Source organism: Aerococcus loyolae (genome assembly GCF_002871915.2).
GTDB classification, from domain to species: Bacteria; Bacillota; Bacilli; order Lactobacillales; family Aerococcaceae; genus Aerococcus; species Aerococcus loyolae.
This window is the reverse complement of record NZ_CP126958.1, coordinates 1,669,477-1,688,391: the sequence shown is the minus strand read 5'-3', so window position 1 is coordinate 1,688,391 and position 18,915 is coordinate 1,669,477. Positions and strand designations below refer to the sequence as shown.

General features: G+C 46.1%; 19 protein-coding genes, 7 tRNA genes and 1 other RNA gene. 25 read left to right on the top strand and 2 right to left on the bottom strand.

The window, feature by feature from the left end:
* Positions 1 to 212: 212 nt before the first annotated feature.
* On the bottom strand, positions 213 to 926 hold the full coding sequence (locus tag CJ190_RS07690) for a prepilin peptidase (protein ID WP_070598025.1): 714 nt from the start codon (positions 924 to 926) through the stop codon (positions 213 to 215).
* 142 nt (positions 927 to 1,068) lie between these two features.
* On the opposite strand from CJ190_RS07690, the gene CJ190_RS07685 reads away from it, so the two are divergent.
* The 22 genes from CJ190_RS07685 to holB all read left to right on the top strand — a co-directional run bounded on the left by CJ190_RS07685 (position 1,069) and on the right by holB (position 16,406).
* A tRNA-Val gene (locus CJ190_RS07685) sits at positions 1,069 to 1,141 on the top strand.
* 4 nt (positions 1,142 to 1,145) lie between these two features.
* Positions 1,146 to 1,218 (top strand) — tRNA-Lys (locus tag CJ190_RS07680).
* Positions 1,219 to 1,252: 34 nt separating this feature from the next.
* Positions 1,253 to 1,324: transfer RNA gene (locus CJ190_RS07675), tRNA-Gly, on the top strand.
* Positions 1,325 to 1,354: 30 nt separating this feature from the next.
* A tRNA-Leu gene (locus CJ190_RS07670) sits at positions 1,355 to 1,440 on the top strand.
* A 19-nt stretch (positions 1,441 to 1,459) separates the two neighbouring features.
* Positions 1,460 to 1,533, top strand: a tRNA-Arg gene (locus CJ190_RS07665).
* Between the two features lie 4 nt (positions 1,534 to 1,537).
* Positions 1,538 to 1,611, top strand: a tRNA-Pro gene (locus CJ190_RS07660).
* A 56-nt stretch (positions 1,612 to 1,667) separates the two neighbouring features.
* Positions 1,668 to 1,741: transfer RNA gene (locus CJ190_RS07655), tRNA-Pro, on the top strand.
* A gap of 513 nt (positions 1,742 to 2,254) precedes the next feature.
* Positions 2,255 to 2,494: a DUF739 family protein gene (locus CJ190_RS07650; RefSeq protein ID WP_070597965.1), complete on the top strand. Its 240-nt coding sequence runs from the start codon at positions 2,255 to 2,257 to the stop codon at positions 2,492 to 2,494.
* Between the two features lie 140 nt (positions 2,495 to 2,634).
* Complete coding sequence (locus CJ190_RS07645) at positions 2,635 to 3,339, top strand: ABC transporter ATP-binding protein (RefSeq protein WP_070597964.1); 705 nt, start codon at positions 2,635 to 2,637, stop codon at positions 3,337 to 3,339.
* Positions 3,332 to 4,960 carry a hypothetical protein gene (locus CJ190_RS07640; protein WP_070597963.1) on the top strand — a complete coding sequence of 543 codons (1,629 nt, stop codon included), beginning with the start codon at positions 3,332 to 3,334 and terminating at the stop codon, positions 4,958 to 4,960. The genes CJ190_RS07645 and CJ190_RS07640 overlap by 8 nt, the downstream gene beginning before the upstream one ends.
* Positions 4,961 to 5,155: 195 nt before the next feature.
* A complete protein-coding gene (locus CJ190_RS07635; RefSeq protein ID WP_168162768.1) occupies positions 5,156 to 6,277 on the top strand; it encodes a cation diffusion facilitator family transporter in 1,122 nt (373 codons plus the stop codon).
* 118 nt (positions 6,278 to 6,395) lie between these two features.
* The gene (locus CJ190_RS07630) at positions 6,396 to 6,854 is read left to right on the top strand and encodes a CtsR family transcriptional regulator (protein WP_070597962.1); all 459 of its coding nucleotides are present in this window, start codon (positions 6,396 to 6,398) and stop codon (positions 6,852 to 6,854) included.
* Between the two features lie 30 nt (positions 6,855 to 6,884).
* Complete coding sequence (locus tag CJ190_RS07625) at positions 6,885 to 9,404, top strand: ATP-dependent Clp protease ATP-binding subunit (protein WP_070597961.1); 2,520 nt, start codon at positions 6,885 to 6,887, stop codon at positions 9,402 to 9,404.
* Positions 9,405 to 9,471: 67 nt separating this feature from the next.
* Positions 9,472 to 9,684, top strand: a complete 213-nt coding sequence (locus CJ190_RS07620) for a hypothetical protein (RefSeq protein ID WP_070597960.1) — start codon at positions 9,472 to 9,474, stop codon at positions 9,682 to 9,684.
* A gap of 186 nt (positions 9,685 to 9,870) precedes the next feature.
* Positions 9,871 to 10,815: a 2-dehydropantoate 2-reductase gene (locus tag CJ190_RS07615; protein WP_070597959.1), complete on the top strand. Its 945-nt coding sequence runs from the start codon at positions 9,871 to 9,873 to the stop codon at positions 10,813 to 10,815.
* A gap of 168 nt (positions 10,816 to 10,983) precedes the next feature.
* Positions 10,984 to 11,472 (top strand): tRNA adenosine(34) deaminase TadA, encoded by a 489-nt coding sequence (tadA, locus tag CJ190_RS07610; protein ID WP_070597958.1) that lies wholly within the window; start codon positions 10,984 to 10,986, stop codon positions 11,470 to 11,472.
* A 47-nt stretch (positions 11,473 to 11,519) separates the two neighbouring features.
* Positions 11,520 to 11,609, top strand: an RNA gene (gene ffs, locus CJ190_RS07605) — signal recognition particle sRNA small type.
* A gap of 196 nt (positions 11,610 to 11,805) precedes the next feature.
* Positions 11,806 to 13,701 (top strand): DNA polymerase III subunit gamma/tau, encoded by a 1,896-nt coding sequence (gene dnaX, locus CJ190_RS07600; RefSeq protein ID WP_257876531.1) that lies wholly within the window; start codon positions 11,806 to 11,808, stop codon positions 13,699 to 13,701.
* A 24-nt stretch (positions 13,702 to 13,725) separates the two neighbouring features.
* Complete coding sequence (locus CJ190_RS07595) at positions 13,726 to 14,040, top strand: YbaB/EbfC family nucleoid-associated protein (RefSeq protein ID WP_060778736.1); 315 nt, start codon at positions 13,726 to 13,728, stop codon at positions 14,038 to 14,040.
* Positions 14,041 to 14,123: 83 nt separating this feature from the next.
* On the top strand, positions 14,124 to 14,720 hold the full coding sequence (gene recR / locus CJ190_RS07590) for a recombination mediator RecR (protein ID WP_070597956.1): 597 nt from the start codon (positions 14,124 to 14,126) through the stop codon (positions 14,718 to 14,720).
* A 13-nt stretch (positions 14,721 to 14,733) separates the two neighbouring features.
* Positions 14,734 to 15,375, top strand: a complete 642-nt coding sequence (tmk, locus tag CJ190_RS07585) for a dTMP kinase (RefSeq protein ID WP_070597955.1) — start codon at positions 14,734 to 14,736, stop codon at positions 15,373 to 15,375.
* Between the two features lie 17 nt (positions 15,376 to 15,392).
* Positions 15,393 to 16,406, top strand: a complete 1,014-nt coding sequence (gene holB, locus CJ190_RS07580; RefSeq protein ID WP_070597954.1) for a DNA polymerase III subunit delta' — start codon at positions 15,393 to 15,395, stop codon at positions 16,404 to 16,406.
* Positions 16,407 to 16,466: 60 nt separating this feature from the next.
* Here the strand turns inward: holB and CJ190_RS07575 are convergent, their stop codons facing one another.
* Positions 16,467 to 17,258 (bottom strand): GNAT family N-acetyltransferase, encoded by a 792-nt coding sequence (locus CJ190_RS07575; RefSeq protein ID WP_070597953.1) that lies wholly within the window; start codon positions 17,256 to 17,258, stop codon positions 16,467 to 16,469.
* Positions 17,259 to 17,452: 194 nt separating this feature from the next.
* Between CJ190_RS07575 and CJ190_RS07570 the strand changes: the two genes are divergently transcribed.
* Genes CJ190_RS07570 through CJ190_RS07560 form a run of 3 tightly spaced genes read left to right on the top strand, consistent with a single transcriptional unit; the run spans position 17,453 to position 18,914 of the window.
* Positions 17,453 to 17,818, top strand: coding sequence for a DNA replication initiation control protein YabA (locus CJ190_RS07570; protein WP_070597952.1), 366 nt, complete (start codon positions 17,453 to 17,455; stop codon positions 17,816 to 17,818).
* A gap of 12 nt (positions 17,819 to 17,830) precedes the next feature.
* Positions 17,831 to 18,574 (top strand): tRNA1(Val) (adenine(37)-N6)-methyltransferase, encoded by a 744-nt coding sequence (locus tag CJ190_RS07565; protein ID WP_070597951.1) that lies wholly within the window; start codon positions 17,831 to 17,833, stop codon positions 18,572 to 18,574.
* Between the two features lie 19 nt (positions 18,575 to 18,593).
* Complete coding sequence (locus CJ190_RS07560) at positions 18,594 to 18,914, top strand: GIY-YIG nuclease family protein (protein WP_070597950.1); 321 nt, start codon at positions 18,594 to 18,596, stop codon at positions 18,912 to 18,914.
* Position 18,915: the final 1 nt, after the last annotated feature.

Sequence of the window (18,915 nt, the reverse complement as noted above, 5' to 3'; positions counted from 1 at the left end):
GCGAAATATTCGCTTGTTTCTGACTTGTGAAATCACTTCAAGCCTGCCAAGCCAAACCCAACTACGAACTATGTGCGATAGGCCTTCGCCTATCATTCATAGTTCGTTCCAGTTGCTATAGCTGTTCGAAGCGCAAGCGAGTTACAGATATAGTATGCGTAGCTCTTCAGGGCTTTTTTGACTTTTGTCACACACTCTTTTTTGCTTAAAATTTAATAGGCAAAGATTAAGGTCAAATCAAAAGCCAACCAGATCAAAGGGAAGAAGGCTAGGGGTTCTTTGAGAGAGCGTTGCTTCAAGTAGGCGGCCAGAAAAAGATAAGCCAAGGCCAAACCGGAAGCCAGGCAGATAAAGAGGGGATACATTCTAGCTGGAAAAAAGAGAGAAAGGCTAAGAAAAATTTTGATATCGGCTCCTCCCAAACTCCCCGGCAATAAATAGATGAGTAGCCCTAAGACTAGCCCACAGGATACAAGCTGAAGCAAGAGACTGGGATAGTGACTAGCGGGGGTATAGAGGCCATGGTAAGCGATCAAGCTTAGAAAAAAGAGGACTTGAAAGCGATCAGGGACCCACATTTCCTCCAGGTCAGCCATAGCCATGACAAAAAGCAGGCTGTGAAGGTAGACCAAATAAGACCCTCGCCCAGGAGAAAAACGGGCAAGAATAAAGAGACTCAAGAGGGCAAAAACGCCTTCAAATACCGGATAGGTCCAGGCAATGGGCTGCTGACACTGAAAGCACCGGCCCTTTGACAAGCAATAACCGATTAGGGGAATAAGCGCCAGGGCGGATAAAGTGACCTGACACTGGTCACACTGGGACCGGGCCCAAAGAAAAGGGAGCTTTTTTAGGTAACGGTGGCTAAAGGCCATCAGGCAGGAAGCCAGAGCGGCAAAGAAGAAAAATTGTAGGTAAACCAGCATGAAAGCACCTCCTAACTTATTCATCCGCAAAACATAAAGAAATTATTTGACCAGGAAAATTTTTATCAAATTCACTTGACGATTATAAGTAAAAGTGGTATTATTTAATAGTTGTCTGATCAGGACAGCAAAAATAACTCAGGGAGAATTAGCTCAGCTGGGAGAGCGTCTGCCTTACAAGCAGGATGTCGGGGGTTCGAGCCCCTCATTCTCCATTATGATTCGTTAGCTCAGTTGGTAGAGCATCTGACTTTTAATCAGAGGGTCGGGAGTTCGAGCCTCCCACGGATCATTATTGTAAGCATACCTCGTATTGTCTTACAAATGCGGAAGTAGTTCAGTGGTAGAACATCACCTTGCCAAGGTGGGGGTCGCGGGTTCGAATCCCGTCTTCCGCTTAGCCAAATGGCTTTGAAAATTATTATTATGCCGGGGTGGCGGAACAGGCAGACGCACGGGACTTAAAATCCCGCGGTGGTTAAACACCGTACCGGTTCGATTCCGGTCCTCGGCATAACCGTTTAAATGATCAAGCACCCATGGCTCAACTGGATAGAGTACCTGACTACGAATCAGGCGGTTGCAGGTTCGAATCCTGCTGGGTGCATTACCGGGAAATAGCTCAGCTTGGTAGAGCACTTGGTTTGGGACCAAGGGGTCGCAGGTTCGAATCCTGTTTTCCCGACTCGATGGAAAGCGTCAGTAAGGCGCTTTTTATTTTTCTTAAAAAACAAAGGATGACGGGAAGTAGCTCAGCTTGGTAGAGCACTACGTTCGGGACGTAGGGGTCGTCGGTTCAATTCCGGTCTTCCCGATAAGCTGATTAAACAAGCTATTTAGCGATCTTTGGATCGCTTTTTTCTTTTTTCGATAAAATGGCAAAAATAAGTAAGAAGTCTAAAGCTTTTGGGCAATCAGCAAGTGATTATTTATTAAAGAAAAAAATAAATTTGTTAAATTTAACATAATTTAGAAGGGCTTTTAATAGATTTTTAGACAGAATAGTGTATAGTAAGTGAGTGGGCACTCATTTATTAAGATGACTGTAACTTAAGCCGATTGGCCTCATGGCTTCTGGTCCTTGGACTGATGAGTGGACCAATTGATAAAGGCTATGGCGCTTGCTACTAAGATTGCCTTTGGCTCACTTGAATGATCGAGATGAAGTCACAGCCCTTTATCAAAGAGAGGACTAGAGGCTTAAGCAATTATTGGGGATAAGTCCACAGCGATACAGGCTGGGAGCCTCATGGCCCCTTGCTGATGATCCTTATCCTCATGAGTGATTGAATGAGTTTTAACAAGTGAAAGTGGATTGGAGTGTGTTTATGGAATTCGACTATCGAAGATTACGTGGCAGGATTATTGAAATTTATGGTTCGGTGAAGAATTTTTCCAAGGCGATGGAATTGTCAGAACCGACTATGTCCATGAAGTTAAATGGTGGCTTATCTTTTAGCCAATCACAAATTTATAAGTCTTGCGAATTATTGGATATCGACCATGAAGAAATCGGCCGTTATTTCTTTACTCCTAAAGAAAATCAGGCAGAAGCAAATGACAATTAAAGAATCGTGAAAGCGATAGGCATGATGAAGGGCCTATCGTTTTTTCTTAGCGACTATTTGCCTTTAAGGCCCCGGGATTCTTTGTTATACTAGAAGGGCAATGACTCCAGAGGGAGAAAATACACATGGAGGCGAGTAGCATGGAATTGCACATTGAAAATATCGACAAGCATTTTCAAGAACAGGAGGTTCTTAAGGGCGCTTCCTACACCTTTGAAGCCGGTCATATTTACGGACTCTTGGGACGGAATGGGTCAGGGAAGACGACTCTCTTTCGGATTTTATATGGGGACTTGGAAAGCGATGGTGGCCGGGTCTCCTTAGTCGAAAACGGCCAGGAGCGAGCCATTGAACCGGAAGATATCGGTATGGTCTTTGCCGAAAACTACCTGCCTGACTTTCTTACCGGCTATGAATACATCAAATTTTACATGGATATCCATGCTCCCAAAGATACTTATTCAGTCGATGATTACTTAGACCGCTTGGGCTTTAGTCAGGAGGCCCGCCACCGGATCATCAAGGGCTATTCCAGTGGGATGAAGAGCAAGTTGGCGATTCTCTGCCTCTTGATTTCCAAACCGAAAATCATTCTCCTTGACGAACCTTTGACAGCCATTGACGTGATTTCCAGTCTCGAAATTAAACGCCTGCTTTTAGACTTGGGTCAGGACCATATTATGATTATGTCTACCCACATGATCCAATTGGCCAAGGATATATGTGATGATATTGTTCTCTTACATCAAGGCCAGCTGCGTCACTTTGAGAGCGCCCTGGAGGACGAGAACTTTGACCAGTCTCTTATTGAAGCCTTGAGCGTGGAGGATGAGGGCCATGACTAATTACCAATTCCTTCAGCAACTCAAGGCGACCCGCTCGCTGAACATCTTTCTTTACTATCTCCAACGCCTCCCCCTAATTGGTAAATATATTCCCAATCGCTGGTTTGAGGCCAAGCATGTTAAGCGTCTGATCACTTGGCTGGGCACAGTGGGGGAAGTTTTTAAACAAATATTTGGCAAAGCTTTTTATTTTGTGGCTATTTTCCTCCTCGGTTACATTGGCGACCCTGGGCAAGAAAATACGGTTCGTTTACTGGCTATTTTTTGCTTTTCTTTAGTCTTAGCGACCTTCTGGGTCAAGTTAATTGATCCCAACCAAACCTTTGACCGCCTGTGTATTTATTACTTAAAGATGAATCCCAAGCGCTATTACTTGAATATGACCTTTATGGAGGGTTTAAATTTTGTCATTTTCTACGGGCTAGCTGCGACCATCACGCTAAAAGCCATGGGGCTTTCTCTTTTTAGTGGAATGAATATGACCCTCTTTTTCCTCGGCTTACGCGTCTTAGCGCAATCCCTCTACCTGAAGCTGGTTAATCCCAAGCGCCAAGTTCCTAACCAACCCTTTACGGTAGTGATGATCGCCATGATTTTTGTCGCTGGGGGGCTTTTTGTGGGCTTGTCGATTATGGAAAACTCGGCCAGCTTCCACTTACCTATCAACTGGCTCTTCCAGCCCCTCACCGCGCTTTTGGGAGTGGTCATGGCAGGGGTTGGGGCCCATTGGCTAGCAAAATCCGACAAATACCAGGCCTTGGCCCGGTCAAGCATCAACCATGACAGTATCCGCCATATCGATCAAGCTGTGACCAATGCCCAGTCCGCTAATGTTAAGGTGGATGTAGAAGATATCAAGGTCCCGGCTAGTTCCGATCAGTATGACCACTTACAGGGGATTAGCTATATTAATGCCATCTTCTTTGACCGACTGGGCCATCGCTTGAACAAGCAACGCCGGATTATCTTTATGATTGTCTTAGGTCTCTTTGCCTTAATCAGTGGGGGAATCTTTATCTACCAATTCTTCTTCCACGGTGACTTAGGCATTAGCCAGGCTGACTTGGAAGAGGCCTACCAGACCTACTTGGTTGTGATGGTGATTTATGCCTGTCTGTTTTTGAATATTGGGGAATCCTTTACCCGTTTTTGCTTTTTCAATATGGACCGCTATCTGATGCATAATAATTATTATCGCAATCCTGACCTTTTGGCAGAGGCTATGGTGATCCGCTTTCAGCGTTGCTTCCGCTATAATTTACCCACCTTGCTGGTTCTCATGCTAGGTTCTAGCCTGGTCTACTTCCAGTTGGGCGGCCAACGCATACTGCCTTTGGGGGTTTTACTCCTTAGTCAAATCGTGGTCATGGTTTTCTTTACGGTTCACTACCTCTACTTATATTACTGGCTCCAACCTTTTACCGCCAACCTGGAAAGCAAGAGTCCACTCTATAATATTATCCGCTCCTTGAGTATTTTTATTCCCTACCTACTTTATATGAATGCCGAATCCATTGGACCACGAGTGATTTTAGGTATCTACCTCTTTATTATCGCCTATATTATTTTAGGTTATCTCCTGTTGAAGTTTATCGGGCCTAAACGCTTTGTCTTACGTTAGACCTTAGACCTTGTCCTTACTGCGGGCAGGGTCTTTTTTCTGAAGGCTGTTAATAGATAGGGTTTTAGTTTTAGACTAAGCGACTTTATTTAATAACTAATTAAATTTACTTAAAATATGAGACTACAGAAGTAGTTATTGTTTGTACTGGAAAGAAATGATGATATGATAGGGTATCATAAGGAGAGTGAAAACATGGAAACACTTTACAGGATAGTCGGTATCGAAAGCCAACGTCAATATGATTGGTTAGCTCAGCAAATAAAAGACCTCAACCAAGATAAGGGCTTTGCCATTCAATTAGACCAGGATATCGTCCGCTTAAACCGCCAGGAAGAATTACTTTACTTACGTCGTTTTTTAGCCTTTGAACAATTTTCCCTTGTCCCCTTAGATTCCGAGGGCCAATTAGATGAGAATAAGCGTTTACAATTTAGAAATAGCCAAGAAACGGCTAAGAAGATGCGTTTGGTTCTCTTTCTCAATGCCTTTTTCACGGTCTTTGAGGCCTTCTTTGGCTGGACCTTAAACAGTGCAGCCATTCTCTCGGATGCCATCCATGACTCAGGGGACGTCTTAGCTATTGCCATTGCTTGGTTCTTTGAAAAAATTTCTGGCCGTGAGGCAGATAATCGTTATTCTTATGGCTATCGCCGCTTTTCCCTGCTTGGTGGACTGATTACAGCAGTCTTTCTCCTCATCGGATCCGCCTTTATCCTAGTGACTTCTATTCCTAAGCTCTTTAATCCTGAACCGATCCATGTGACGGGGATGTTCTGGGTGGCTGTCTTTGCTGTAGTGGTGAACGGCTATTGTTCCTGGATGATGCATAAGGGCCAGTCAGCCAATGAGCAGTTACTCAACCTCCACCTCTTAGAAGATGTCTTAGGCTGGGTAGCGATTTTGATCCTCTCGGTGATCCTCCGCTTTACCAATTGGTATTTCTTAGATCCACTGCTGTCGATTTTGACTGCGGCTTGGATTATCAGCCAAAGTTTCCCTCGCTTCCTTAATATTTCTAAGATTTTCCTCCAAGCGGTTCCCGAAGGTATCGATGCCCAAGCCATTGGCCAACAGATCTTAGATTTAGACGAGGATATCGATGGCTTATCCCACCTGCATATCTGGTCAACCGATGGGGAACAACATATGGCCAGTGTTACCGTTCTTACCTGTCGCTTAACGGCGGATGAACAAGAAGAACTTAAACAAAAAATCCGCTCCTTGGTAGCTAAATATAATATAAATCATATAACCATTGACACGGTTTACGATCCTGACCATTCTATTCAAAGAGAAAGTAGCCAGCGTAACTAGGTCAAAGCCTAATGAGGTCGCTATTTGTGAATTAAATAGTTGACCTCATTCCTTTTTTTGCTTATTATTAAAGTATATTAGTCAAAGTTAGTCAATAATTAGTGAAGGAGGTGAGGACATGAGCAACCGGAATATGTCAGATATTATTGAAGCCTATCTAAAAGAGGTGCTTCAGGATACTGAACGGGTCGAAATCAGACGGAGTGAAATTGCTGACCGCTTTGAATGCGTGCCTTCACAGATTAATTATGTGATTAATACACGTTTTACCCCCAAGCAAGGCTATCAAGTCGAAAGTAAGCGGGGTGGTGGTGGCTATATCAGAATTATGAAATTGAATATTATCGATGATGCGGACTATATTGATAATATGATTAGCCTCGTAGGCAACGACATTTCTTTGCGTGATGCTGTATCGATTCTCACTAATTTGATGAAGAATGAACTGCTCAGCGAGAATGAGGCGGCTATCATGCACTCAGCCATTGACAAGGAAGTCATGTCGAATTTTAAATCCCCGGATCGTGTCCGCGCAGTGATACTTAGAAACATGTTAGAACATTTGAAATATCACTAATTACTCCGGTAATTAGAAAAGGAGACAACTATGAAAGACATCTATACTGAAAAAGCCAAGACCGCGATTGGATTTGCCAAAGAAGAAGCTGAATACTTTCGTCATCCAGCCATTGGTAGCGAGCATATGCTTTTGGGCTTATACCGCGAAAGTGAAGGTGTTGCTCATGCCGTCTTAAGCGACTACTTGCCAAGTTATGAGAGTCTTCGCGAAGAGATTGAATTTGTTACCGGCTATGGGACCAGTGACACAGCGACCAGTCAGGAAGACCAGGTACAGTTTTCCCCACGGATGCAAGAAGTCCTCAACCAAGCCAGAGACTTAGCCAAGTCCATGCAGGCTTCTTTAATTGGTACGGAACACTTATTATTGGCCTTGATCAATGAGGAAACCCTGGCTAACCGCCTGCTTAAGAATCTCGATATAGATGTTAATCGCCTGCGTAGTGATGTCTATCAGATGTTAGGGCAAAAAGAACCGGTCAGAAATCGGACGAAAAAGCCACGGGGCAAACAAGGCAAAAGCAAAACGCCAACCCTGGATAGTATTGCCAAGGACCTGACTCAAGCTGCCAAGGATGGCAAGTTGGACCCAGTGATCGGCCGCCAACAAGAAATGCGCCGGCTTATGCAAGTCTTAAGCCGCCGGACCAAGAATAACCCTGTTTTAGTTGGTGAACCGGGTGTCGGCAAAACCGCCATTGTTGAAGCCCTGGCCATCCAAATGAGCCAGCACCAGGTTCCCGAAAACTTGCTGGATAAACGCCTCATGGTCTTAGATATCGGGTCTTTAGTGGCTGGGACTAAGTACCGTGGTGAGTTTGAAGACCGGATGAAGCATTTAATTGAAGAAATTGAAGATCAAGGCAATATTATTCTCTTTATCGATGAAATTCATACCATTATTGGTGCTGGGGGAGCAGAAGGGGCGATTGATGCCTCCAACCTGCTAAAACCTGCCCTGAGCCGGGGCCAAGTCCAATTAATTGGGGCAACCACCCTCAATGAATACCAAAAATACATTGAAAAAGATGCGGCCTTGGAAAGACGTTTTGCTAAAATTTTAGTTGAAGAACCAAGCCTGGAAGATACTGAGGCCATCCTGAAAGGGATCCGGCCTGCTTATGAAAAATACCACCAAGTGGCCATCCCTGATGACAGCATTAGCGCCTGTGTACGCTTGAGTTCCCGTTATCTGTCGGACCGTTTCCTACCGGATAAGGCTATTGATGTTATGGACGAGGCAGCCGCTACCAAGCGTCTGGATAATCCGATAGCTAATGGGGCTCGGCGAAAGAAATATCAAATTGAACAGGAATTAAAACGTCTCAACCAAGAAAAAGAATACCATGTCCGTAACCAGGCCTTTCAAAAGGCGGCTGCGGTCCATGCCCAACAAGCAGACTTAGTCAGAGAGCTCGGTCGTTTGGAAGAAGATGAAGGCGACCAAGAGGGTCAAGACAGCTATGACTTAAGCTTGACTAGCCAAGACGTGGAAAACTTGATCCATGCGTGGACCGGTATTCCTGTGCAAGAGCTGAGTCAAAGTGACAATGACCGCTTAATTCACCTAGAGGACCGTCTCCATGACCGGATCAAGGGCCAGGATGAAGCAGTCAATGCCGTCGCCCGGGCCATCAAACGCTCACGCAGTGGTTTAGGACAAAGAAACCGTCCTATTGGTTCCTTTATGTTTCTCGGCCCGACCGGGGTTGGGAAAACCGAATTAGCCAAGACCTTAGCCGAAACTCTCTTTGGCTCCCAAGAGGCCCTGATTCGATTAGATATGTCTGAATACATGGAGAAATATTCTTCTAGCCGGATGATCGGGTCAGCACCTGGTTATATTGGCTACGAAGAAGGGGGCCAACTGACTGAAAAGATCCGTCAACACCCTTATTCTATTGTCCTCTTTGATGAAATTGAGAAGGCCCATCCGGATGTTTTTGACCTCTTACTCCAAGTCCTCGATGACGGTTATATCACTGACAGCAAGGGTCGGACGGTGGACTTCAGAAATACTGTGGTTATCATGACCTCTAATATTGGGGCCACTGAATTACGGGATGAGAAGTTGGTCGGCTTTGGCCAAGGAAACCAAGAAAAAGACTATCAAACCATGAAGAAGCAAGTCTTGGATGCTTTGAAGAAGACTTTCCGACCGGAGTTTCTTAACCGGGTTGACGAAGTGATCGTCTTCCACGCCCTGAGTCAAGATAACTTGAAGGAGATTGTCCGCAAATTTACCGATCAAATTAGCCAACAAGTTGAAGAACAAGGATTGACCTTACGCTTTACCAATGGGGCGATTAAGCAACTGGCTAAGGACGGTTATGACCCAGAAATGGGCGCCCGGCCAGTTCGCCGTCTCATCCAAAGACAAATTGAAGATGCCCTGAGTGACTTGCTTATTGAAGGCAAGGTCCAAGCGGGAGACCGCCTCCAAGTGGGTAGTCGCCAAGGCAATTTCTACATCCGTACCCAACACGGAGACGGCAGCGAAAGTCAGGCTGATTTGGCCAAGGTCGAGGAAAGTCTGTCCCTCGGATAGTCCAAAGAAGACTTTATATCGCTTTTAGTGTATGATAAAGACAAGCTTAATAAAGAGGAGGGTTACTATGGACAAGACAACAAAATTAGTATTAATTGGTTTAGGTACAGCTGCTGCTATTACAGCCATTGTCGCCTTGGCAATGTATGAAGAAGACCAAAATCAAACGCTAAGCAAGGCTTGGGACGATGTTTCTGATAAGGCACAAAAGCAAGGAAAACGTCTAGCTAAACAAGTTGATCAACTTGATTTACCTGAATGGGTAGAACGTTTTGCCTAAACTCTCATCGATGCGAGTGCTTTGGCACTAAACAGCAATACTTAACTACATGAAGCGGTTATGACTCGGTCAGACCGCTTTTTATTTTATTATAAAAGCTTTTTGTAATTGGGAAAATCCATGCTACAATAGACAAAAGTAAATTTAACACATTGTATTTTGCCAAACAGTGAAGGAGGAAAAAAGATGAAAATTGTTATATTGGGTGCCGGTGGTATGGGTTCCCGTTTCGGCTTAATGTTTAAAAAAGCTGGTAAGGATGTTGTCTTACTCGATGGGTGGGATAAGAATATTGCAGCCATCCGCGAACACGGAATCCGCGCTAACTATAACGGGGAAGAGGTTCAAGTCGATATTGATATCTATTCATTCGATGACTATGACCCTGACTTGAAGGCAGACTTATTAATTGTTTTCACCAAGGCCATGCAATTGGAAGACGCTATCCAAGCAACTCGCTCCATTGTGACTGACCAAACCAAGGTTTTATGTCTCATGAACGGGATTGGCTATGATGACATCCTCCGTCAATATTTTGATGATGAACAAATCGTTTTAGGAAACACCATGTGGACAGCTGGCTTAGAAGGCCCTGGGCGTCCGAAGTTATTCGGTAATGGCTATGTGAACCTACTTAACCTGGGTAAGAGCGAGGAATCGGCAGCAGCAGCTAAGAAAATCGTTGAATTACTCGATGAAGCTGGCCTAAACGGGATCTATGAAAAAGAAATCTACTACCTCATCTACAAGAAAGTCTGCGTTAACGCCACCATGAACGGCTTGTGTACGATCTTAGAATGTAATATGGCAGACTTGGGAGACGCTCAAGCTTCCCACGATCTCATTAACCAATTAGTTAAAGAAGTGGTTGATGTGGCCAATGCCGAAGGGGTGGAAATGGACCTGGATGAAATGATCGAACACGTGGGTGAATGCTTTAACCGCGAAACCATTGGTGGTCACTTCCCATCCATGTACCAAGACTTGGTTACCAATCACCGCCTTACTGAAATTGACTACATTAACGGTGCTATCGCCCAAAAGGGTGAAAAACTCAATGTGCCAACCCCTTATAACCAATTCTTAACCAGTCTGGTTCATACTAAAGAACAATTACTGAACGCTAAATAATCATTTTAGCTCTTGGCTGCTGCAGTCAAGAGCTTTTTTTTCTGAAAGGGGTGCTTAGCCTGAAGCAAAAGCAGACTGCTTCAAGTGATTAAGGAAGACTCCTGGTCACACTTGCTCCTTTCGTCTGCTCTTAGTTATAATAAAAGGAAGTTAGAGGGGGGATGAGCCATGGATGACAAGGCAGATGATTTTATGCAAGCCGCCATTGACCTAGCCAAAAAGGCCCAAGCGATTGATGAGGTTCCCATTGGGGCAGTGGCCGTTTACCAAGGTCAGGTGATTGGACGGGGTTATAATCTACGCGAAAAGAGCCAGGATGCTACTGACCATGCCGAAATGCAGGCGATTCGCCAGGCCAACCGCTACTTAAATAATTGGCGCTTGAATGATGTTGACCTCTATGTCACCCTAGAGCCTTGTAGCATGTGTAGTGGGGCCATTGTCTTGAGCCGGATTCGCTGCCTCTACTATGGGGCCAGTGACCCTAAGGCGGGAAGCTGTGGGTCACTCATGAATTTGGTCCAAGATCCCAGGCTCAACCACCAAGTTGACTTAGTGAGTGGGCTGAGAGGAGAGGAATGCAGTCAACTCCTCAAGCGTTTTTTTAAGGACCTGCGCAAGCGTCGCAAGGCCGCTTCCCGCAAACCCAAGTCTTAGGGTTTGACAAGTGAGCTAAAAACATGCTAGTATATAATTTGTCGAAAGACCGTACGACAAAGGCAAGGGTGTGAACCGAGTCAGATCCGGAAGGAAGCAGCTATAAGCATTTGCTTGTCTTGTGTTGTACGTTATGCACTTATTCAAGGTTGGGACAAAGGTTCCAACTTTTTTATTTTCAAAAAATGACTAAGAATTTTCCCTTAATCCCTAAAGACTTGGCCCAAGAGCCGTACTTTTACGAGCTAGCTGGCCGAGAGTATTTTAGCTCATCCATGGATATCTAGAGGGGATTTGGTTATAATGGTTGAGAATGAAGGAAGGGAGGCCATGATGAGTTATCAAGCTTTATACCGGAAGTGGCGGCCGCAGACTTTTGCGGATATTGTCGGCCAAGAAGCGGTTTCAAGGACCTTGAAGAATGCTATCAGCCAAGATAAGACCAGCCATGCTTATTTATTTAATGGCCCGCGGGGAACAGGGAAGACCTCTGCCGCTAAAATTTTTGCTAAGGCGATTAACTGTCCCCAACAAAAAGATGGTGAACCCTGCAATGCATGCCATCTCTGCCAGGCCATTACCGAAGGCCGTTTGGCGGATGTGATTGAAATCGATGCGGCGTCTAACAATGGGGTGGAGGAAATCCGGGATATCCGCGACAAGGTCCGTTATGCCCCTACTGAGGCGACTTATAAGGTCTACATTATCGATGAAGTCCACATGCTCTCAACCGGGGCTTTTAATGCCCTGTTAAAAACCTTGGAAGAGCCACCCAGCCGGGTCATCTTCATCTTAGCGACTACCGAAGCCCACAAAATTCCGGCAACTGTGATTTCACGTACCCAGCGCTTTGACTTTAAACGGCTCTCTAACCAAGCCATCAAGGAGCGGATGGCCTATATCTTAGACCAAGAGGGGGTTACTTATGAAGCCGAAGCCTTGGACCTGATTGCCCAAGATGCCAATGGAGGCATGCGGGATGCTTTGAGTCTCTTGGACCAGGTGATTTCTTTCTCCCAAGGGACGATTACCACGGCCATGACCCGACAAGTGACGGGAATTTTAAGCGATGAGCAAAAAATTAGCTATGTCGCCGCCATAAGCCAAGGCGACACGGACCAAGCCCTGGAGGTTTTAAGGCAGATCCTTCAAGCGGGCCGAGAAGCCAGCCGTTTTGTTGAGGAAATGTTGCTCTTTACTCGGGACCTCTTATTAGCTAACCAAAGTCAAGCCGCTCAAGAGACGGATCTGATAAAAAACTATGACCAGTCCTTCTACGACTTGGCCAAGGGCTTAGACCGCCAGCTGATCTACCAAATGATGAAAGAATTTCGCTCGGTTCAAGAAGATATTCGCTTTGCTATCCAAGGCGATATTTATTTAGAAGTGGCCACCATTAAGTTGGCTGACTGGCCAGATAGAGAAAGTAGTCCCTCGCGAGCGACTGACCAGGTTCCAAGTGATGGGGAACAAAAGCACTTGACCCAATTAAATCAAGAAGTCCAAGCCTTAAAAGAAGAACTTGCTCAACTGCAAGCCAGTCAAGGGCAAGCCTCAGCCAGCCCCGCCCCTGCTAAAGAGGCAGCTAAGTCAGCGAATGATAAGCGGCCCAAGCAGGTCCAAGGGCAATTTAAGCCGGCCTATTCAGCCATCTATAAAACCCTGAGCCAGGCCACAAAAACCGACCTCAACCAGCTAAGCAGTGTTTGGGATCAGGTGGTCGGGTCTCTTCCTACTGTCCAACAGGCCCTCCTCCACCAAACCGAGCCGGTAGCTGCCAGCCCCGAGGCCTTTGTCTTGAGTTTTGACTATGAAATTTTCTGCCAAAGGGTATTTGAGGACAAGGAATTACAAAAGGCAGTCGCCAACCACTTGCAAAATCAAATTAACCACCCCGGCCGGATGCTGGTGATGACTAGTGATCAATGGCAGGAAGCCAGGGGCCGTTATGTCAAGGCCTACCACGAAGGCCGCAAGGATGAACTGATCCAGTCCCAAGCCGAAAAGGAAAACAATGGATCCGACCAAGCCGACAGTCCAGCCAGTCCAGTCGCTGACCAAGAGGCTGAAGTTCCTGCAGACCAAAAAGCCGATCGCTCACAAGCGCAAGAGGAGTCGACTTCAGCATGGCTGGCAAAGGAAGACCAAGAAGCCCAAGATCCGCTCACCCAGACCATGGCTGATCTTTTTGGGGCTGACAATGATCATATAACCCTCAGCAATGATTAATCAAAGAAGGAAAGAGGAAATGAAATGGCAAACAATATGATGAATATGCAAAAAATGCTCAAAGAAGCCAAAAAAATGCAAGCAAAATTAGAAGAATCGCAAAAGGACTTGGAAAAACAAGTCTTTGAAGGCAAGGAGCCCTCAGGTATGATTAAGGCCAAGGTGGGAGGCGACCGCCGGGTCAAAGCGATTGAAATGGATCCAGCAGTGATTGATCCTGAAGATCCTGATATGCTCAGTGACCTTCTTATTGCTGCAGTCAATGACGGTTTAAGTAAGGTGGATAGTGCTCAAGAATCGAATATGGGGAACCTTTCTAAAGGCTTTCCCGGCTTCTAGGAACTTGCTTTAGGAAGTGGGGGAGCTCAGACTCAAGTTGTCTGAAGACTTTCCCCACTTTTTCATTAGAAGGAGTTGAAACTATGCAATATCCCGAACCGATCGCTCGCCTGATCGATAGCTTTAAGAAATTACCTGGGATTGGGGCAAAGACGGCGGCTCGTTTAGCATTTTTTGTCCTGGATATGGACCAGGCCGATGTGAATGATTTTGCCGAGGCCTTGCACCGGGTTAAGCAGGAAATGACTACCTGCTCGGTCTGTGGCAATGTTACCCAGGAAGATCCTTGTTTAATCTGCCGTGATGATGACCGGGATGGGTCTGTGCTGATGGTGGTTGAAGAGGCCCGTGATGTGATGGCTATGGAGAGAATGCAAAATTACCACGGCAAGTATCATGTCCTTCATGGGGTGCTCTCACCCATGGATGGGACCGGGCCGGATGACTTAAATATTCGCTCGCTCCTGCAACGTTTACAGGATACTCAGATTAAAGAAGTGATCATTGCTACCAATGCGACCGCTGAAGGGGAGGCGACGGCTACCTATCTAGCGCGTTTAATTAAGCCTGCCCAAATCAAGGTCAGTCGGATTGCCTATGGCCTTTCGGTGGGTAGCGATATTGAATATGCGGATGAGATGACACTCATGCGGGCCCTTGATGGTCGTCAGGAACTCTAAGAGGAGGATAAGGATGTCAGGTGTATTTATAAGCATTGAAGGACCGGATGGGTCAGGAAAAACCACCCTAATCAAAGGACTCAAGGCACGTTTGGACCAGGATTTAAAGCAGGCCCCCATTTTTTCTAGGGAGCCGGGTGGCGACCGGATCGCTGAAGAAATTCGTGATATTATCCTTTCCCCAGCGAATACGGCACTCGATGCGCGGTCGGAGGCCCTACTCTATGCGGCGAGTCGTGCCCAGCACCTGGCTCAAAAGATCCGGCCCGCTCTAGTCGCTGGGAACATGGTTCTCTGTGACCGCTATGTGGATAGTTCCATTGCCTACCAAGGGTATGGGCGAGAACTTGGGGGCCAGGCTGTCAAGTGGATCAATGACTTTGCTACCGACGGCTTACTGCCCGATTTAACCCTCTACTGTGATATTTCCGCCGAAGAGGGCATTGCCCGGATTGAAGCCGGCCGGACTGATGAGATCAACCGCTTGGACCAAGAATCCATCGCCTTTCACCGCCGGGTGATTCAAGGCTACCAAGACCTCTTGAAAGAAAACCCTGACCGGATTGTCGCTATTGATGCGAGCCAACCCGCCGCAGCCATGCAGGCAGACGCTTATGAGTTGATTCGTCAGCGCTTTCCCCAATTTTTTTCTTAGTAGAAAGGACAGCCATAATGACCCAAGCCTTTGCCATTGAAGAAAAACAAAGCCAACTGGCTCAGTTGATGCGCCAAGTCATCCAGAATAGACGTTTAGCCCATGCTTATTTATTTGAGGGCAACGCGGGCTCTGGTCAAGCTGACATGGCGATCTTTCTGGCAGCGGCTTTATTTTGTAGTCAAGAAGATAAACCTTGTGGCCGCTGTGACCACTGCCAGCGGGTAATCCGAGGCGACCATAGTGATGTGGAATGGCTGACTAAGGATGCTAACAGCATTAAAATTGACCAAATCCGTGAGCTCAAGCACAATCTATCCCTGACCGGTTTAGAAGGCCGGGTCAAAGTCTTTGTGATTGAGGCAGCGGAATCCATGACGCCGCAAGCGGCTAATTCTTTATTGAAATTTCTAGAAGAACCCCATCAAGATGTCTATATCTTCCTCTTGACCAATAACCGGGAGGCGATCTTACCGACCGTTCAATCCCGCTGTCAGGTGATTCACTTCCCTTCCCTAGCGGTTGACCAGGCCGTCCGTCTCTTTGTTGATCAAGGGATTGCTAAGGCCCAGGCCCAGGTGATTGCCTGGTTGACGACGGACTTGGATAGTGCTTTGGCTTTAAATGAGAATCAGGTCTTCCATGACCAGTGCCAGCGCCTCGACCAATGGCTTCAGCTCATTGTGGCCAGAGACGGGCGCGCCTTTACCATGGTAGCTACTGATTGGATGAAAATCTCCCGCAGCCGCCAGGATAACCAGCTCTTGTTGCAACTGTTGACCCTCTTACTTAGGGATTGTCTCTTAATTAAGAGTCAAAGGAAGCAGGAGACCTTAGACCAGGTCCTCGTTCGCCCGGATCTAAAAACCAACCACCAGGCCAAATACCAGGCCTACCCTGAAGGCTTATTCCTTGACCTGTTAAAATTAGTGACCAAGGCGCAAAAAATGATCAAACAAAATGTCAGCCCCCAGGCCAGCTTGGAATACTTTGTCTTAGAAAGCTGGAACTTAGAGAAAAAATACCTGTAAACCAAAGAAAAAGTGCTTCTCGCAAGTTAGAAAATTTGCGAGAAGCACTTTTTTAATGGTCTAGTCTTGATAGTAAAATTGCTCTTTAAAGTCCTGGTCAATCGGTCGAGAGAAGGCTAATTCAAATCCCTGGCCCACAAAACCTAGGTGGTCGTAAAATTGCCGGGCTGGACTATCCGCGTCACAAACTAAGATCAGTGTCTTCTCAGCTTCCTGTCCCTGCTTATAAGCCCATTGGACTAGCCAACGGCCAATTTCCTGTTTCTGCCAGTCTTCCCTCACGGTCAGGTGGTCAATCTCAATGTAGTAGCGAGAAGTGATCACTTGCATGACTGCGATTACTTGCCCTTGGTCAAAGACGGCCAACTGATGAATATTGTCCTTCAGAAAGGCTTCGCGGTAGTAGCCCTGCATTTCCTCTTGGTAGGCTAAACCATAGTCCTTATCATAATGGGCTTGAAAGGCTAGAAAAGCGGGCAGGCTATCAGCGGTAATTTCTTTTAAGTCAAGATTTTTGGGCTGATTTTTGCCGCTCGGGGTCGGCTTGCTTGCTAGACTGACCAGCTCAGTGATTGCCAATTGGTAGCCGGCTTCAGAAAGATAGGCATAAAGTGCCTCATCCACCCCTTGGTTCATGGGCAGGTGGATACTGATTTCGGGCAGGTCGAAGGCACAAGCATAGTCCATATACTGCTCCTCCAAGATCAGCCATTCGTCCAGACCGGGCTTAAAATCGAGGGCCATGAAGTTACTGAGCGGCACATGGCGGGCGGCTTGGTTAATAAAGAATTGGTAGAGTTCATTGTCCTCATAGTGACTAATCCAATGGTAAGTGGCATTAAAATCTAACATACTGGCTCCTTCTCGCTGATTTTATCCTTAGTCTACTGGAAAAAAGGGCAAATGAGAATAAGACTGGTTCAATTTTTTCCTTGTTTTAAAAAGCCAGAAAAAACTTCAGTCTCTCCCATCGAAAAAAATAGAAATATGATAAAATAGGTTTTGAGTTTAATGGTCTATCAGAATATGTAATAAGGAATGATAGTATGGAGACAAGAGATATTGTCACTCGCCTCAATACCCTCAGCGAGCAACTGGGCCAAATGCAGACCGAACTAGAGACAATTACCGATGAGTGGGGTAAAGAATTAATCAAAAATCAAGACCTACAGATGGAAAACCATTATTTAAGAGAGCGGGTCAACCAATTATTAGCCAACGAACAGCCGGAAGAGAAGGAGACCGCTCCCGAAGAAAAGGATGGGCAACGCTCACCGGCCTTACAAAACCTCTTAAATATTTATGAAGATGGCTTTCATATTTGTAATATTTCCTATGGCCAAAGACGAGAAAATGCTGAGCAATGTATGTTTTGCTTAGATATTCTTTATGGTATGGAAGGTAAGCGTTAGAAAGGGGATTGGATGACGCTATTAGCCAATGAGCGCATTGATCAATTAAGCCAATTTGACCGTAAGATCATCCAAAGTGATGATACTTTTTCCCTGTCGACAGATGCCTTGTTTTTGGCCTACTTTGCCCGGGTGAGAAAGACCAAGAAGCAAAAAATTGTCGACTTCTGCTCTGGAAATGGGGCCATCCCTTTGATCTTATCCGCCATGACCCAAGCCTCAATCGAGGCGATTGAAATTCAGCCTGAATTAGCTGATATGGCCAGACGGTCGGTAGCTTTAAACCATTTAGAAGAGCAAATCACTATCCATACCGGCAATATTCAATCTGCCACCCGCCTGGTCAGGCCAGAATCGGTGAATGTGATTACCTGTAATCCGCCTTATTTTAAGGTCTATCAGGACTCATGGATTAATCCCAATGACAAAAAGGCCCTGGCCCGGCATGAAATTGCCATGACCTTGGAAGATATTTTTAAGCAGAGCCAAGCCTTACTGAAGGAGCGGGGGCGCTTAGTCTTGGTCCACCGGCCAGAACGCTTGACCGAAATAATCCAAGCTGGGCTTAAGTACCGACTCATTCCCAAGCGCTTGCGTTTTGTCCACCCTAAGCCCGATAAGCCAGCCAATACGCTCCTCATTGACTTTATGAAGCGGGGGCAAGAAAAGGGTCTACAAGTCCTGCCCCCCCTCTATGTTTATACTAAGGACAATGTGTATACGGAAGAAGTGAAGGCTTATCTCCACCAAGGCTAATAAGCAGTCCTGTCACTACATGTATGTTCTTCTCTGCCATGATGATAGCCTCTATACGGGCTACACTACCGATGTCGAGCGGAGGCAGGAAGAACATAATAGCGGCAAGGGAGCTAAGTATACCCGACCAGCCAGCCGGCGACCCTGTGCCATGGTCTTTGCTAAGGCTTTTTCCAGTCGCCAAGCCGCTACCCAAGCGGAGTACCGCTTTAAGCAATTTTCACGTGCCGAAAAGATTAAACGACTAAAAGCATATGGTGTGAAGGATTTTCATTACCGGCCGGGCATCCCCTGCCAATGGATCGGTTTAGATGATGACTGCAGTAGAGAAAGAAGGTGAA

What these genes read in the sequence shown, in the direction of transcription:
- tadA (WP_070597958.1), top strand. Translation starts at nt 10,984, where the DNA reads ATGGATGACAAGGCAGATGATTTTATGCAAGCCGCCATTGACCTAGCC.
- recR (WP_070597956.1), top strand. Translation starts at nt 14,124, where the DNA reads ATGCAATATCCCGAACCGATCGCTCGCCTGATCGATAGCTTTAAGAAA.
- CJ190_RS07575 (WP_070597953.1), bottom strand. Translation starts at nt 17,258, where the DNA reads ATGTTAGATTTTAATGCCACTTACCATTGGATTAGTCACTATGAGGAC.
- dnaX (WP_257876531.1), top strand. Translation starts at nt 11,806, where the DNA reads ATGAGTTATCAAGCTTTATACCGGAAGTGGCGGCCGCAGACTTTTGCG.
- tmk (WP_070597955.1), top strand. Translation starts at nt 14,734, where the DNA reads ATGTCAGGTGTATTTATAAGCATTGAAGGACCGGATGGGTCAGGAAAA.
- CJ190_RS07650 (WP_070597965.1), top strand. Translation starts at nt 2,255, where the DNA reads ATGGAATTCGACTATCGAAGATTACGTGGCAGGATTATTGAAATTTAT.
- CJ190_RS07625 (WP_070597961.1), top strand. Translation starts at nt 6,885, where the DNA reads ATGAAAGACATCTATACTGAAAAAGCCAAGACCGCGATTGGATTTGCC.
- CJ190_RS07560 (WP_070597950.1), top strand. Translation starts at nt 18,594, where the DNA reads ATGTATGTTCTTCTCTGCCATGATGATAGCCTCTATACGGGCTACACT.
- CJ190_RS07635 (WP_168162768.1), top strand. Translation starts at nt 5,156, where the DNA reads ATGGAAACACTTTACAGGATAGTCGGTATCGAAAGCCAACGTCAATAT.
- CJ190_RS07690 (WP_070598025.1), bottom strand. Translation starts at nt 926, where the DNA reads ATGCTGGTTTACCTACAATTTTTCTTCTTTGCCGCTCTGGCTTCCTGC.
- CJ190_RS07565 (WP_070597951.1), top strand. Translation starts at nt 17,831, where the DNA reads ATGACGCTATTAGCCAATGAGCGCATTGATCAATTAAGCCAATTTGAC.
- CJ190_RS07615 (WP_070597959.1), top strand. Translation starts at nt 9,871, where the DNA reads ATGAAAATTGTTATATTGGGTGCCGGTGGTATGGGTTCCCGTTTCGGC.
- CJ190_RS07620 (WP_070597960.1), top strand. Translation starts at nt 9,472, where the DNA reads ATGGACAAGACAACAAAATTAGTATTAATTGGTTTAGGTACAGCTGCT.
- CJ190_RS07640 (WP_070597963.1), top strand. Translation starts at nt 3,332, where the DNA reads ATGACTAATTACCAATTCCTTCAGCAACTCAAGGCGACCCGCTCGCTG.
- holB (WP_070597954.1), top strand. Translation starts at nt 15,393, where the DNA reads ATGACCCAAGCCTTTGCCATTGAAGAAAAACAAAGCCAACTGGCTCAG.
- CJ190_RS07645 (WP_070597964.1), top strand. Translation starts at nt 2,635, where the DNA reads ATGGAATTGCACATTGAAAATATCGACAAGCATTTTCAAGAACAGGAG.
- CJ190_RS07630 (WP_070597962.1), top strand. Translation starts at nt 6,396, where the DNA reads ATGAGCAACCGGAATATGTCAGATATTATTGAAGCCTATCTAAAAGAG.
- CJ190_RS07595 (WP_060778736.1), top strand. Translation starts at nt 13,726, where the DNA reads ATGGCAAACAATATGATGAATATGCAAAAAATGCTCAAAGAAGCCAAA.
- CJ190_RS07570 (WP_070597952.1), top strand. Translation starts at nt 17,453, where the DNA reads ATGGAGACAAGAGATATTGTCACTCGCCTCAATACCCTCAGCGAGCAA.